This window comes from Gordonia desulfuricans NBRC 100010 (genome assembly GCF_001485495.1).
In the GTDB taxonomy this organism is placed as follows: domain Bacteria; phylum Actinomycetota; class Actinomycetes; order Mycobacteriales; family Mycobacteriaceae; genus Gordonia; species Gordonia desulfuricans.
Window position 1 is genome coordinate 1 of record NZ_BCNF01000100.1, and the last position, 14608, is coordinate 14608.

A 14608-nucleotide genomic window follows, 5' to 3' on the forward strand; every position below is an offset into this window, starting at 1 on the left:
AGGCCCCCGCAGCGCAGGCTCCCGCGACCCAGGCCCCGGCCCAGGCGGCCGCACCGGTGGCGCTGTCGCCGGCGCAGCTCACCACGAAGGTCAAGCTGATCATGAACACCGGTGCCTCGCGCTCTGCGCGGATCGCCGAGTTGCAGGGCGGCGCCCGGGCGTTGACCACCGTGGACACGGTGGCCAGACTGCTGGCGGCCTACCCGAACTCCGGATTCAGCTACCAGGTGGTCGGTCCGGTCTCCGTCAGTGGCACCACGATGAACGCCAGGCTGCAGATGTCGTTGGTGGGCAACGGTTCCCGCTACCGAGACCTGTCCTGGGTGTGGATGGACGGCGCATGGAGGCTGAGCAACCAGAGCGTCTGCACCATCGCTGCCTACGCCTCGATCCCGTGCGCTGTCGCATGACCGGCCGGATGTGGCGACTGCGCCGGATGCTGCCGCTCGTCGTCGCCGTGGTGATGATGATGGTTGTCGCGGTGGGCTGTTCGTCGCCGGCCGATGACGAGTCGGTAGGTGGTTCGGTGCAGATCATCCTGCCCGACGGCCGGTCGGTGACCGTCCCCGAGACGCCGCGACGGATCGTGACCCTCGGCGGTCAGTGGACCGATGTGCTGCTCGCCTTCGACAAGACCCCGGTCGGCTACTACGACGCGACCGAGACCCTGACCCACCAGACCCCGCCCTGGTACGGGAACAAGCTGGCCGATTCCACCGCTCTGCACGTCGACGACCAGATCGTCGCGAATGTGGCCAAGCTGGACCCGGATCTCATCGTCGCACCCGGATTCGCCTCCATGAGCGGAGAATTCGAGAAGCTCTCCCAGATCGCCCCGACCATCGACAAGATCAGCGGGTCGCAGGTCGATCCGTGGCAGGACATGGTCACTCTGATGGGCACCATCCTGCACGAGCCGGAGAAGGCGCAGCAGATCATCGCCGGGGTCGACGACAAGATCTCCGGCATCGCCCGGGAGTACCCGGGTCTGCAGGGCAAGACGTACTCGTTCGCCTACATGTACGGCTCCGATCAGTTCTCGGTGCTCGGCGATCCGAACGACGGCGCCGGAAAACTGTTCAGCTCACTGGGACTCTCGATGGCGCCCAGGGTGATCGCGCAGGCACAGTCGACCGGTGAGCCGCGCTTCGCGCTCAGCGTCGAGAACCTCGGCTGGCTCGACTCCGATCTGCTGGTGATCGCCACCGAGAACGAGGGCCTGCGTAAACGTCTGGTGGGGCTGCCCGGCTACAAGAACCTGCGGTCGGTGAAGTCCGATGCGGTCACCCAGATGACGCAGATGTCGGTCACCGGGCTCAACGAACCGTCGCCCGGGGCCACCGTCTACGTACTCGACCAGCTGCGCCCGGCACTGGCCCGCGCCGCCGGCGAATAGCTCACACCGACACGGAGACGGGCGGCATACCCACCGAACCCCAGCGGTCGACGACCTCTGGCCGGGCGGCCTCCGGTGCCGTCAACAGCACGGCGAACGGTGCGGGCGGGGAGGCGACGTCGCGGTAGTGGTCGCGGTAGAAGGCGATCGAGTCGGCGAACCAGGCGAACTCCTGCGTCGACGTCAGCAGACGCTGCGCCCCGGTGATCACCGTCAGATACCCCGTCGGCGTGGGCCTTCCGGCGTCCCGGGCGAACTCGTCGAGATCGCGCATGCACTCGTCGAAGGCATCGGCGTTGTTGCCGAAGTAGTCGGGGAAGGTCCAGATCCGGGCGAACTCGGTGAACAGGGCCCTGCGCGTACGTAATCGGGCGGCGTCGGTGACCCGCAGCTCGACGCCGTCGGGTAGCGAGGCCGGCAGGGTGGCGATGGCGTCGTCGGTCGACATCCGCCGGTCGGCGAGCCCCGGCAGCGCGCCGCAGGACAGGAACTCGGTCAGGGAAAGCGCTTGAGCGGTCACGAGTTCGGCCCCCGGATACGGTTGAAGGTCTGATAGTGGTCGGCGGTGTACCACGCCGTTCCGTCGCTGCCGGTCACGATCCGCTCGGCGTCGCGGGACCGTCCCTGCTGTTTGGGATTGACGTCCCACTCCTGATAGGTGATCCGCTGACCCGACGCGCTGGTCCGGGGAAGTCGCCCCTCGCTGTTGCGGAAGGTGACCCCGCCCTTGGTGCCCGGTGCGTTCGCCGCCTCGGGCCATTGCCCGGCATCGATCAGCGCCAGCGTGCGCATCACATGGGCGGGTGCGGTGCCCGCGGTGGGGCGAGTGCTCGTGGCGCGCGACGTCCCCGGCCTGGCGGCCGCCGCCTTCGACGTCGATGTCGTGGCAGATGTCGATGCCGCAGCGCTGGTGGTCTGCGATGACGTCGAATCCCGGTGCGCCGAATCCTGATCGGTGCCCTGGCCGTCGATCAGCCAGGTGATCACCACGACGACCGCGACGACGACCAGGCCGATCGCGCTGATCAGTGCCTGGCGCCGGCGTCGGGCCGGGGTCGGTGCGCCCGCGTTCACCGGGACATCCCCGCCGGACTGAGGTGTCTGCTGCGGTGATGCAGTGTGAAACCCCTTGTCCGATAGAGATCTCCGGCGGCGACGTCATCGGCGGGGAGCCGGGCGTAGGCACGCTGCGCCCCGAGTCCGGCGGCCCACACCATGCGCTCGGCGAGCGTGGCGTCGTCGGTCGCCGAGATCCCCGCCCACCGGGTGCCGTCGGCGGCGGTGCACACCACCGCATCCCCATGATCGTGGTGAACCGGCGCCGGGTCGGGGTCGATCCCCCGGGTGGCGGTCGCGCCGGAGCCGGGGAGATCGCAGGTCAGGATGTGGATCTCGGGTCCGGCCGGGGTGCCGTCGACCTGCCGCGGCAGCAGGCGCTCGGGAATCGACAGCAGCACCGGCAATCCGCGTGCGGTGTAGAAGCCCTCGATCGCGGCCAGGGTGTCGGGGTCGGCGTGCACGGACCGCTCCAGCGGTACCGCCGAGGGGTCGGGGCCGTCGGCGCGCACCAGCCATCCGCCGATCCACTCCTGCTCCGGACCCGCCCCGGCGGTGGCCATCACCTGTTCGAGGGCGCGGATCTCGCTGTTGCGCAACGGAACCGCCGACAGCAGCCGGATCGAGGTGATCGCCGACCGCGGGATCGACTCGATCACGCCGTCACGTTCGAGACGGACCGGGTCGCCGCGGTCGACGAGGAAGCCGGTGACATCGGACCGGGTCGGCCCGCCGACCGGTGCGGGATTGGGCGTCGGACGCCAGTCGGCCGGTGCCGCGGCACCGAGCAGATACCGCACCACCACCCGGTCACCCCGAAAGGCCGGCACGCCCCGAAACGGGTCGGACGACATGGGTTCTGTGGTCATGGGTGTTCAGCGGTCATGGGTTGTCGGCGGTCGTGGGTTGTCGGTGGTCACGGTAGGTCGTCACGGGAGTCGGCGGCCGTCGATGTCCGGTCGGCGCTCAGTCGTCGTCTTCGTCTTCGACGTCGTGACCGAACGGGTCGGCCTGCGCACCCGGCAGCCACGTCAGGCCGGGAGTGCCCCAGCCGTTGCGCTTGACCGCCTTCTTCGCCGCGCGGGCGTTACGGCCGACGAGGACGTCGACGTAGAGGAAGCCGTCGAGATGGCCCACCTCGTGCTGCAGCATCCGCGCGAAGAACCCGTGGCCCTCGATCACCACCTCGCCGCCGTCACGGTCGACGCCGGTGACCCGCGCCCAGTCGGCACGACCGGTGGGGAACTGCTCGCCCGGCACCGACAGGCAGCCCTCGTCGTTGTCGTCCGGGTCGGGCATGGTCTCCGGGATCTCGGAGGTCTCGAGCACCGGGTTGATCACCTCGCCGCGCCGCCGCGCCGCCATCCGGGACTCGCCGTCCGGGCAGTCGAAGACGAACATGCGTGCACCGACGCCCACCTGGTTCGCCGCGAGGCCGACACCGTTGGCCGCGTCCATCGTCTCGTACATGTCGTCGAGCAGGGTGACCGTCTCGGCGGACGGACGGCCCTGCGCGTCGAGCGGCACGGGTTCGGTGGGACGGTGCAGCACCGGCTCGCCGATGATGCAGATCGGGAGAATCGCCATGACCGACAGATTACTTCGGTGCCTTCAGGTCGGGATACACCGTCTGCTTCCAGGTGAAGCCGTCCACGGGATCGGTCACCACCTGTCCGGGGCACTGCCCGCGCAGCGTCGCCCGCACCGGGTCGGCGATCTGCGGGGTGGCCGGTTCGACGGTGTGGTCGAAGCCGGTGCCCGACAACGGCACCGGAACATATGTCCGGCACTGTGCGGTGCCGTCGAGGCGTCCGTCGACCCATTCGCCGTCGCTCTGCACCACCGAGTACCGCGTCGGACCGGGGGCGTCGGGCCCCTCGTTGAGCCGCTTGATCAGGGGTGAATCGGTGCAGGTGTCATAGCCCTTGCCGACCGGCTGGGAACACCCCGACGGCGATCCGTACTGGGGGACGCCGATCGCCACGTACTCGTCGACCAGATCGGCGCCGCCGAGGAACTTCAGGAAGTACCGGCCGCCGAGTCCACCGGCGGAGTGGGACACCAGCCCGACGAAGGATGCCGACCGGGCCGCCGGGCGGACTGCACGCGCGATCACCTCGGCGTCGGCGGCGACGTCGAATCCCTGCACGTCGTCGAGGCGTTCGACGCGGTAGCCGTCGCGTCGCAGGGCGTCCTCGAGCGGGCCGTAGGTGGCGTCGAGCAGGGCCGGTTCGGGCAGCAGCTGCTGCCCCGGTAGGACGAACACCACCCGCTCACCTCCGGGTGTGCCATTCGGTGCGGCGCCGGCCGATGTGGCGCCGGACACCGACGCCGCCAGGGCGATGATCAGCCCTGCGATCAGCGCCACACAGTGCGCTGTCCGCATGCCGACGGGCCTGCTGGTGATGGATGATCTCCCCATGACTTCCTCCCCGATGGGCGTTCTCGCCCCTAGATGAGGGCAGGCTAACAAATCATCCTCGAGGGGCCGGACCGCGGTACGTCGGCCGGGCCGCCGGAACACGCGATACGCAGGGCGAGTCACACCGGGGTACGGGGCCCGATGCGTGGTTAGATATTGACGAACCACACCACTGTGATTCGGGCGGGCAGTGGCCGGCGGACAATCCCTGTCGGCGCGTATCCGCCGCCACATTTCGTGGTGTGAGGGCTGCAGAGGCGATCTTGAGGGAGCGTGATGGACAGCGCAGCAGCGCGAAGCCAGAAGCAGGGTGATCTGCCGGCACCGGACACCACTGCGAACGACACCACCGCGAACGCCGATCCACACGAGGTGGGGCCGGACGGACTGTCACGGCGTGAGCACGACATCCTGTCCTTCGAGCGTCAGTGGTGGAAGTACGCCGGCGCCAAGGAAGAGGCGATCAAGGAACTGTTCGGGTTGTCGGCGACCCGGTACTACCAGCTCCTGAACGCACTCGTCGACCGGCCGGAGGCGCTCGCCGCCGACCCCATGTTGGTCAAACGGCTCCGTCGTCTGCGCGCCTCCCGGCAGAAGGCGCGCGCCGCCCGCCGACTCGGGTTCGAGATCACCTAGCCCCGCCGGGGACCACCGCTGTCGAGACCGACGGGGCGCTCCCGCCCAGGAGGTCACACCGATGTGGGCTAAGGTCATCGATGATGAATGCTGATCGCGACACGAATCGACTGCCACTGCGGGCCGGCGCCATGCTGCTGTTCGCCGTGGCCATCGTGTTCATCGGACTCGGCTGGCATTCGGCGGCCACCTCGGGCAACGACCCGGAGGCCGCACTGCAGGCGGCGCAGGCCAGCGCACCGGCCACCACCAGCAGCGCGGCACCGACGACGACCACCACCGCGAGTGATGCCAAGATCTGCGTGATCAACGCCGGCCAGATCTCCGGTCTCGCCGGTGAGGTGGCCGACCAGCTGAAGGAGAAGGGTTTCACCACCCAGAAACCGTCCAACTACACCCGGGGCGGCTTCTCCGAGAACACGATCATCTACTCCGAGGCAGACCAGAAGGACGAGGCGCAGAAGCTCGCCGACGCCCTCAGCGGTGACGCCAGCGTCGAGAGTCGCGACAACCTCGGTAGTTCGTTCACCCCCTGCCAGGGCGGGATCGCCGTGGTCGTGGTGAACCGATGAACACCCCGAAGACTCCCGCGCCGGATTCCGGCCGGATGAACACCAACCCATCACCTCGAGGAGCGAGATGACCGTCAGTTCGAAATCAGGCCGGCAGACCATGCGCGCGCTGGCGGTGCTCGCCTCGGCCGGTGCCATCGGATTGGCCCTGGCCGGCTGCACCCCGGATGAGCCCACCACCACCGAGAAGGGCACCACCCCGGCGGTCATCACCGGCAACCCGGCACCCACCGCCGGGCTCGACGTCGCCGACGGCATCGGCGAGAGCGGCCACGGTGAGACCGCCGCCGCCACGCTGAAGACCACCTCCGGCAAGGAGATCGGCGAGGCCACCTTCAGCCCCACCGGCGAGAGCCTCGCGGTGGTCGTGAAGATCAACTCCGGCAGCGGCCTGGCCGAGGGCCTGCACGGCATGCACATCCACACCGGCACCACCTGCAACCCCGCCGACGACTTCGCGTCGGCCGGCGGTCACCTGCAGGTCGACGGCCACACCGGCACCCCCGAGTCCGGTGATCTGGTGTCGATGAGCATCCTCGCCGACGGCTCCGGCGCCACCACCACCTCGACCAGCTCGGTCACCCTGGCACAGGTCACCGGCCACACCCTGATCATCCACGACGCCGCCCCGGACACCGAGGCCCGCGTGGCGTGCGGTGTGATCGAGGCCGAGGACCACTGATCTGCGACAAGCGGTCAGCCCCGACGACGTGAGGACGGGCCGATGCCGGTGATCACCCCCATCGAGTTCCGTGGGTCGCCAGCCCCGACCCTCGGTGTGGAGTGGGAACTCGCCCTCACCGACCGCACCACCGGGGATCTCTCGAATTCGGCGGCCGACCTCTTCGTGGAGTTCGGCCGCCGGCACCCGGCCCTCGCCGGACATGTGCACAAGGAGATGCTGCGCAACACCGTCGAGCTGGTGACCGGGATCTGCCCGGACACCCCGACGGCGATCGCCGACCTCTCCCGCACCCTCGACGCGGTCCGGTCGGTGACCGGCGACCTGGGCGTCGACCTGTTCGGTGCCGGCACCCATCCGTTCGCCGAGTACTCCACTCAGTTGCTCACCGAGGGGCACCGGTACGCCGAACTGATCGAACGCACCCAGTGGTGGGGTCGTCAGATGCTCATCTGGGGTGTTCACGTGCACGTCGGGATCGACGACCGCGCCAAGGTCTTCCCGATCCTGACGTCACTGCTCAACCACTATCCGCATCTGCTCGCGTTGTCGGCGTCGTCGCCGATGTGGACCGGCGACGACACCGGATACGCCAGCAACCGGGCGATGATGTTCCAGCAGCTGCCCACCGCGGGGCTGCCCTTCCACTTCGCCACCTGGGCCGAGTTCGAGGCCTTCGTCGCCGATCAGAAGACCACCGGGATCATCGACCACCTCAACGAGATCCGGTGGGACATCCGGCCGTCACCGCATCTGGGCACCATCGAGGTGCGGGTGTGCGACGGCATGTCGAACCTGGCCGAGCTGTCGGCGATCGTGGCGCTCATCCACTGCCTGGTCGTCGACCTCGATCGTCGGCTGTCGGCGGGGGAGGAACTCCCGCAGATGGCGCCGTGGCTGGTCCAGGAGAACAAGTGGCGGGCCGCCCGCTACGGTCTGGACGCGATCGTGATCCTCGACGCCGAGTGCAACGAGCGGCTGGTCACCGACGACCTCGCCGACCTGCTGCGCAGGCTCGAGCCGATCGCCGCCGGCCTCAACTGTCTCGACGAGCTCGCCCGCGTCGGCGACATCATCGCGCACGGCGGCAGCTACCAGCGGCAACGTGCGGTCTACCAGCGCACCCAGGATCTGCGCGCGGTGGTGGCCGCCGTGGTCGGCGAACTCACCCGGTAGGTTCTGCCGAACGCCCCGACCGGGTGATCGCAACCGCTAGTCGCGGTCGCCGCGTTCCATCTGTTCGCGGTCCATCAATCCGTCGCGGGCCCGCTGTTCCTGATAGACCAGACGGCCCAGGCGGTGTGCCACCACCGGCGCGGTGATCAGTGCGAAGATCCCGGCCAGGACCAGCATGCCGACGTCGACGTGGCCGCCACCGATGCTCAGCATGGCGCCGATCAGCGTGAGCAGCAGGCCCAGTGTCTGTGGTTTGGTGGCCGCGTGCATCCGGCTCAACGTGTCCGGGAAGCGCACGATGCCGATCGCCGCGGTGAATGCCATCAGGGCGCCCAGCAGCAGGAACACGGCGCTGAGGATCTCCGAGATGCTCATGTCTGATCGTCCCTGACCCGGAATCGGGCGACCGCCACCGATCCGACGAAGCTGACCAACGAGAGCGCCACGATCCCCGGCACCACCGTGGTGTCGCCACTGTAGGCGGCCCACGCGGCCAGACCGCACATGCAGACCGCGATCAGTGCGTCGAGGGCGACGAGGCGGTCCAGGGTGGTGGGGCCGAGCAGGATTCGGGCGGTCACCAGGATCGCGGCGATCAGCAGGAGGGCACTGACGATGTACCACACGACGGTCATCGCTCACCCCGACTGCGTGCGCTGCGCTCACCGGACACCGCGCCGGTACGGCCGGCCGGCGGGACCTGGTGGTAGTCGTCGTGGATGCCGTGATACGGGCTGGGATGCCATTCGCTGTCGCGCTCGAAGGCCTTGATGAACATGCGCTCGACGAAGGCCACCTGCCGGTAGAACTGCCGCACCTTCTTGTCCGAGCGGACGTCGAAGACGTGCACGTACAGCATCCGGCGACGGTGATCGATCTCCAGCACCATGGTGCCCGGCACCAGGTTGAGGTAGTCGACGGCCAGGGTGAGCACCATGTCGGACTTGATCGCCACCCGCACCCGCATCACCGCGCCCAGCGGGGGGCGGCCGGGCCGCACGGCGACCCAGGCCACCTGGGCGCTGGAGACGAAGAAGTCGAACACCAGCCGCGAGATCAGGACCAGCAACGACAGCGGGCGGATGCGGCCCTCGACGGGTACGCGGGGCAGTGGCAGCAGCACCAGGATGGCCACCGCGAGCACCACCCCGGCGATCACGTTGGCCCACGACACGGTGCCCCACAGCAGCACCCACACGAAGGCCAGCCAGGCGATCGTCCACAACCGGACGGCGGCCTCGCGGCCGTCCGAGCCGAGCCAGCTCGGGATACGGACGCGCTCGTGCACCCACACCCAGGCACTGACCGTCGTCCACGCGAAGGTGATCACGGTCAGGCGCCAGGCGTTGACGATGCCCGACTTCACCGGACCCTTGCCGACCGGACGTACCGGTTCCCGACGCGGGGGTCGTGCCTCGCTCATCGATCACCTCCCAGCACCGCGCCGATGTAGTGGTCGCGGTCGATGATCGTGGTGGCGGCCCGGTCGGTGAACCCGAAGATGGGGCCCGCCCAGATGGTCAGGACGATGCCCGCGGCGACCATCAACGCGGTCGGCAGCACCATGGTGGCGGGCATCCGGCCGACGTCCTCGCGGTCGTCGAAGGCGATGTCGTCGCTCTCGTCCATCAGGGCCGACGGCGCGCTGTCGGAGAGATCCCCCTCGGGGGCGTCGGCGCGCGGACGCCAGAAGCCCTTGGTCCAGATGCGGGCGACGACGTACAGGGTGAGCAGGCTGGTGACCACCGATCCGCCGACCAGCAGCCACGCCAGGACCGAACCGTTGTCGGTGCCCGCCTGGATCAGCGCGACCTTCCCGAGGAAGCCGGAGAACGGGGGGATGCCGCCCAGGTTGAGGGCGGGGAGCAGGAACAGTGCCGCCAGCACGGGGCTGGCGATCAGGCCGCCGAGGCGGCGTAGCGACGCCGACCCGGCCTGCCGTTCGATCAGTCCCACCACCAGGAACAGGGTGGTCTGCACCAGGATGTGGTGGGCGACGTAGTAGATCGCCGCACTCATCCCGATCTCCGACGACAGTGCGATGCCGAACACCATGTAGCCGATGTGGCTGACCAGGGTGAACGACAGCAGACGTTTGATGTCGGACTGGGCGATCGCACCGAAGATGCCGACCAGCATGGTGAGCAGGCCCGCGATCATCAGGATGCGGTCCATCGACCCGCCCGGGAACAGCAGGGTGTGGGTGCGCATGATCGCGTACACACCGACCTTGGTGAGCAGGCCGGCGAACACCGCGGTGACCGGGGCGGGCGCGGTGGGGTAGGAGTCGGGCAGCCACGTCGACAGCGGGAAGACCGCGGCCTTGATGCCGAAGGCCACCAGGAGCACCGCATACAGCGCATTGCGGGTGCCGTCGGGTACGTGGTCCAGACGCAACGCCATCTCGGCGAGGTTGAGGGTTCCGGTGGTGGCGTAGGCGAAGGCGATGCCGGCCAGGAAGATCAGCGACGACAGCATCGACACCATCACGTACGACGCTCCGGCGCGTACGCGGTCGGCACTGGCGCCGAGGGTCAGCAGCACGAAGCTCGCGGCGAGCAGGACCTCGAACGACACGAACAGGTTGAACAGGTCGCCGGCGACGAAGGAGTTGCAGACTCCCGCACACAGGATCAGATAGGTCGGCAGGAAGATCGACACCGGCTGGTCGTCACTGCCGTCGCGGATACCCTGACCGATCGCGTAGATGACCACGCAGAGCAGCACGAACGACGACACCACCAGCATCAGCGCGGCGAGCGGGTCGACCACCAGGGTGATGCCGAGCGGACCGTTCGGGAAGCCTTTGTCCCCCCAGCCGCCGACGGCCAGTGAATAGGTGCCGTGCTCGTTGGTCAGGTACAGCATCAGACACGACGCGACGAAGGCGATGAGGATGGCGCTGACGGTGACGACCCGTTGCAACAGCGCACTGCGACTGCGGACCAGGGTCAGGGCCGCGCCCAGCAGCGGCGCGAGGGTCGGCAGCGTGATCAGCACCGGCAACCATGAGGTCTGCGGGGTCATGACCGCACCTCCTCGGGGTCATCGGCGCTGCCGTGGCCGCCTGTCCCGTCCTCGCCTGTCCCTGTCCCGTCGTCGCCGTCACCGTCTGCGAGTTCGTCGACGACGTCGGCATCCTCGGGCATGAGGTCGGTTTCGATCACGTCCTGGTGCAGCTTGCTGTACTCCTCCGGGGTGAGTGGGTTGCCGTCGTCGTCGAACAGGTCGCCCGCGGAGGTGTCGGCACCGGTCAGTGGATCATCGCTGCGGTCGCGGTCGGGGGCGGTGTGCAGCGAGCCGGTGAGGATCTTGACGTCCTCGAGGTCGTCCTCGACGTCGTCGTCGTCACGGTTGAGCACGAACAGGCGGTAGACCAGCGACAACACGAAGGCCGCGACACCCATCGTGATCACGATCGCGGTGAGCACCATCGCCTGGGCGAGGGGGTCGGCGTCGGTGGCGCGGCCGGCCGAGTCCCGCCCTTTGATCGGAGGATTGCCCATCCCGCCGGAGATCACCAGGATCAGCAGGTTGATGCCGTTGCCGGCGACCAGCAGGCCGAGCAGCATCCGCACCAGGCTGCGTTCCATCAGCAGGTAGGCGCCGGCCGCGATCAGCACGGCGATCACCACGAGCAGTCCGAGGTTGATACTCATCAGCGATCACCTGCCCGTCGTGCGGCCACGGCCTCGGCGACGGTGCTGCCGGCCTCGGGGGCGTCGGGTCCCTCGACGTCCAGGCGTGCGCCGAGGCTGCGCAGGACGTCGAGCACCAGACCGATCACGATCAGGTAGATGCCCAGGTCGAAGAACAGCGCGGTGACCAGCTTGATGTGGCCCAGCACCGGCACGGTGATCTCGAAGACCGCCGACGAGAGCGCGGGGGCGCCGAGGAACATGGAGGCCACGGCGGTGGAGGCGGAGATCAGCAGGCCTGCGCCGAGGAAGGTGCCCGGTTCCACCGGCAGTGCCTCGCCGAGTTCGTAGCGGCCGCCGGCCAGATAGCGCAGCACCAGCGCCAGCCCCATGGTCAGGCCGCCGGCGAAACCGCCGCCGGGCGAGTTGTGACCGGCGTAGAAGAAGTACACCGACAACACGACCATGGTCGGGAAGATCAGCCGGGTGGTGGCCTCGAGCACCATCGACCGGTGCCGTGGGTCGCGGAACTCGCTACCCAGCAGCCAGGTGGTGCGGTCCGGCGGGATCGGATCGTCGTCATCGTCGTGGTTGGGCCCGTAGAGGCGGGTGGCGTCGGCGACCCGCGGGGCGGCACCGAAGCGCCGGTTGCGGAACACCATGGATGCGACGCCGGTGGCGGCGACGATCAGCACCGACACCTCGCCCAGGGTGTCCCAGGCGCGGATGTCGACGAGCAGGACGTTGACGGCGTTGGCGCCGTGACCGAAGTCGTAGGCCGCGGCGGGCAGGTCGATGCTGACCGGTTGGCCGGTCCGGGCGGCCGCGGCGAACAGTCCGATGAGCACGATCGAGACACCGAAGGCGAGACCGATCAGGGCGCGCAGCGGTTTGAACGCGGTGGCGTGCCGGGGTTCGGGTTCGGCGGGCAGCTTGCGCAGCACCAGCACGAAGATCACCAGGGTCAGGGTCTCCACCAGGAACTGGGTGAGGGCGAGGTCGGGGGCGCCGTACAGCGCGAACAGGGCGCCGCAGCCGTAGCCGGTGATGCCGACGGTGAGGGTGGCGGCCAGCCGGTTGCGCAGGACCACCGTGGCCAGGGCGGCCGCCGCCATGATGCCGGCGATCACGGCCTGCGTGGCCGACTCGAAGCCGCTCGCCTCCAGGCGGTCGCGGGAGCCGAGGAACAGCATCGTCGTCGGCAGGATGATCGCCGTGCACAGGATGATGCCCTGCGTCACCGGCAGCGATCCGCGCTGGGTGTTGCGGGTCATCATCAGCGACAGGGTGTCGGCGCCGCGCAGGGTGGCGTCGTAGATCCGGTCGGCGTTGATCAGCGGCTTGAACGAGAAGATCCGCTCGCGCAGCGCCCGGACCACCAGGAACAGTACGGTGCCGCCGACGATGACGACGATCGAGAAGTAGACCGGCAGACCCCAGCCGTGCCACATGGCCAGGTGCTCGAGCTCGTGCCCGTAGTCGGGCAGGGTCTCGGCGTAGGGCTCGAACCAGTGTCCGATCCATCCGCTGATGAACCCGGACACCACACCGAGGGCGGCCAGCAGGATCGGGGAGAACAGGAACATCGGGGTGGGCGGATGCATCTTGGCGACCGCCCGGCTGGGCAGGGGTCGCAGCTTGCGTCCGAACGCACCCCACAGGAACCGGCAGGTGTAGGCGAAGGTGATGATCGAGCCGATCAGCAGCACGATGTCGACGGTGTCGCGCTGCCACGGCTGCAACGACCCGGTCTCCCACACCGACCCGAAGGCGGTCTCCTTGCCGACGAAACCGAAGGTGAACGGCAGTCCGGCCATACTCGCCCCGGCGACGGCGGCGGTGACCGCCAGCACCGGCAGACGGTGGCCCAGGCGGGCGAGTTTACGGATGTCGCGGGTACCGGTCGCGTGGTCGATGATGCCGACCACCATGAACAGCGACGCCTTGAACAGGGCGTGCGCGACCAGCATGGTCAGGCCGGCCATCGCCACGTTGGCATCGCCCATCCCGACCAGCACCGTCATGAAACCGAGCTGCGAGACCGTGCCGAACGCGAGGATCAGCTTGAGGTCGAGTTCTCGCAGCGAGCGCCAGCCGCCGAGCACCATGGTCACCGAACCCAGCCCGATCACCAGGACCTGCCAGCTCAGCAGGGGTGCGAACGCCGGGGCGAGGCGGGCGACGAGGTACACGCCGGCCTTCACCATCGCTGCGGCGTGCAGGTAGGCGCTGACCGGGGTCGGGGCGGCCATCGCGCCCGGCAGCCAGAAGTGGAAGGGGACGATCGCCGATTTGCTCAGGGCGCCGATCAGCAGCAGCACCACCGCGATGTCGACGTAGACACCGGCCGACGGCGGATTCGCGACCAGGTCGCTGAGCAGGTAACTGCCGGTGCGTTCGCCCAGCATGATGATGCCGACGAGCATCGCCAGACCGCCGAAGGTGGTGACCAGCAGGGCCTGGGTGGCCGAGCGGCGGGCGGTGGCACGAATCCGGTAGAAGCCGACGAGCATGAACGACAGGACCGTCGTCAGCTCCCAGAAGATGTAGAGGACCAGCATGTTGTCGCTGGTCACGAGGCCGAACATGGCGGCGGCGAAGGCCACCATCTCGCCGCCGAACACCTGGACGCGGGGGCGGGCGTCGTCGAAGTAGTGCGCGCAGTAGCAGAGCACCAGGGTGCCCACGCCGAGGATGAGCACCGACAGGATGGCCGAGAGGGTGTCCATCCGCATGACGATGTCCATGTGCAGGGACGGAACCCAGGTGATGGTCTGCATCGCGGGTGCGCGGTCGGAACCGGGCCAATGCGACAGGACCCAGATCAGCCCGCCGAGCGGGGCCAGCGCCAGGACGTAGAACCCGCGGGTGCCGAGGACCCTGATCACTCCCGGCGCGATCAGTGCACACACTGCGAGTGCAGTCAGCACAGCGATCAAGAGGGAGCACTCCGTCTCTACTCGGTTGGGCGGGGTGATGTGGACCCCGGTGTCACTCGGTTGCGTCACCTCTGTGAGATGCCCCGGTGGA

17 protein-coding genes are annotated in these 14608 nt (G+C 68.7%); 6 read left to right on the top strand and 11 right to left on the bottom strand.

Annotation, left to right across the window (positions count from 1 at the left end):
- Both GD1_RS25045 and GD1_RS16180 read left to right on the top strand, forming a co-directional pair.
- On the top strand, nt 1–410 hold a 410-nt coding region (locus GD1_RS25045; RefSeq protein WP_500683570.1), incomplete at its 5' end, for an MTB12 C-terminal domain-containing protein.
- Entirely contained in the window at nt 407–1396 is a 990-nt protein-coding gene (locus tag GD1_RS16180; RefSeq protein ID WP_174519063.1) for an ABC transporter substrate-binding protein, read from the top strand. The genes GD1_RS25045 and GD1_RS16180, both read left to right, overlap by 4 nt.
- A 1-nt stretch (nt 1397) precedes the next feature.
- Here GD1_RS16180 and GD1_RS16185 read toward each other — a convergent pair whose 3' ends face one another.
- The 5 genes from GD1_RS16185 to GD1_RS16205 form a co-directional block, all read right to left on the bottom strand.
- Complete coding sequence (locus GD1_RS16185) at nt 1398–1916, bottom strand: barstar family protein (RefSeq protein WP_059038249.1); 519 nt, start codon at nt 1914–1916, stop codon at nt 1398–1400.
- Nucleotides 1913–2470, bottom strand: a complete 558-nt coding sequence (locus GD1_RS16190) for a guanyl-specific ribonuclease (protein WP_059038251.1) — start codon at nt 2468–2470, stop codon at nt 1913–1915. The genes GD1_RS16185 and GD1_RS16190 overlap by 4 nt, the downstream gene beginning before the upstream one ends.
- Nucleotides 2467–3321, bottom strand: coding sequence for a GNAT family N-acetyltransferase, cg3035/Rv0428c family (locus tag GD1_RS16195; RefSeq protein ID WP_059038252.1), 855 nt, complete (start codon nt 3319–3321; stop codon nt 2467–2469). Before GD1_RS16195 ends, GD1_RS16190 begins: the two co-directional genes overlap by 4 nt.
- A gap of 97 nt (nt 3322–3418) precedes the next feature.
- Nucleotides 3419–4039: a peptide deformylase gene (locus GD1_RS16200; protein WP_059038254.1), complete on the bottom strand. Its 621-nt coding sequence runs from the start codon at nt 4037–4039 to the stop codon at nt 3419–3421.
- 10 nt (nt 4040–4049) lie between these two features.
- Nucleotides 4050–4874, bottom strand: coding sequence for an esterase/lipase family protein (locus tag GD1_RS16205; protein WP_020794067.1), 825 nt, complete (start codon nt 4872–4874; stop codon nt 4050–4052).
- A 276-nt stretch (nt 4875–5150) separates the two neighbouring features.
- Here GD1_RS16205 and napA point away from each other — a divergent pair, with 276 nt between their 5' ends.
- From napA to GD1_RS16225, 4 genes are all read left to right on the top strand, one after another.
- Nucleotides 5151–5510 carry a nucleoid-associated protein NapA gene (gene napA, locus GD1_RS16210; protein ID WP_053777143.1) on the top strand — a complete coding sequence of 120 codons (360 nt, stop codon included), beginning with the start codon at nt 5151–5153 and terminating at the stop codon, nt 5508–5510.
- Between the two features lie 83 nt (nt 5511–5593).
- Nucleotides 5594–6082 (top strand): LytR C-terminal domain-containing protein, encoded by a 489-nt coding sequence (locus tag GD1_RS16215; RefSeq protein ID WP_053777142.1) that lies wholly within the window; start codon nt 5594–5596, stop codon nt 6080–6082.
- A 67-nt stretch (nt 6083–6149) separates the two neighbouring features.
- Complete coding sequence (locus GD1_RS16220; RefSeq protein WP_059038256.1) at nt 6150–6764, top strand: superoxide dismutase family protein; 615 nt, start codon at nt 6150–6152, stop codon at nt 6762–6764.
- Between the two features lie 42 nt (nt 6765–6806).
- Nucleotides 6807–7940 (top strand): glutamate--cysteine ligase, encoded by a 1134-nt coding sequence (locus GD1_RS16225; protein WP_059038258.1) that lies wholly within the window; start codon nt 6807–6809, stop codon nt 7938–7940.
- A 36-nt stretch (nt 7941–7976) separates the two neighbouring features.
- Here the strand turns inward: GD1_RS16225 and mnhG are convergent, their stop codons facing one another.
- From mnhG to GD1_RS16255, 6 genes are read right to left on the bottom strand one after another with little or no spacing between them, the layout of a single operon-like run.
- Nucleotides 7977–8315 (bottom strand): monovalent cation/H(+) antiporter subunit G, encoded by a 339-nt coding sequence (gene mnhG / locus GD1_RS16230; RefSeq protein WP_053777140.1) that lies wholly within the window; start codon nt 8313–8315, stop codon nt 7977–7979.
- Nucleotides 8312–8575: a monovalent cation/H+ antiporter complex subunit F gene (locus tag GD1_RS16235; RefSeq protein WP_020793731.1), complete on the bottom strand. Its 264-nt coding sequence runs from the start codon at nt 8573–8575 to the stop codon at nt 8312–8314. Before GD1_RS16235 ends, mnhG begins: the two co-directional genes overlap by 4 nt.
- Nucleotides 8572–9363, bottom strand: coding sequence for a Na+/H+ antiporter subunit E (locus GD1_RS16240; protein WP_059038260.1), 792 nt, complete (start codon nt 9361–9363; stop codon nt 8572–8574). Before GD1_RS16240 ends, GD1_RS16235 begins: the two co-directional genes overlap by 4 nt.
- The gene (locus tag GD1_RS16245; protein WP_053777139.1) at nt 9360–10967 is read right to left on the bottom strand and encodes a Na+/H+ antiporter subunit D; all 1608 of its coding nucleotides are present in this window, start codon (nt 10965–10967) and stop codon (nt 9360–9362) included. Before GD1_RS16245 ends, GD1_RS16240 begins: the two co-directional genes overlap by 4 nt.
- Entirely contained in the window at nt 10964–11599 is a 636-nt protein-coding gene (locus GD1_RS16250; RefSeq protein ID WP_059038262.1) for a Na(+)/H(+) antiporter subunit C, read from the bottom strand. Before GD1_RS16250 ends, GD1_RS16245 begins: the two co-directional genes overlap by 4 nt.
- Nucleotides 11599–14517 carry a Na+/H+ antiporter subunit A gene (locus GD1_RS16255; protein WP_059038264.1) on the bottom strand — a complete coding sequence of 973 codons (2919 nt, stop codon included), beginning with the start codon at nt 14515–14517 and terminating at the stop codon, nt 11599–11601. The genes GD1_RS16250 and GD1_RS16255 overlap by 1 nt, the downstream gene beginning before the upstream one ends.
- Nucleotides 14518–14608 lie beyond the last annotated feature (91 nt).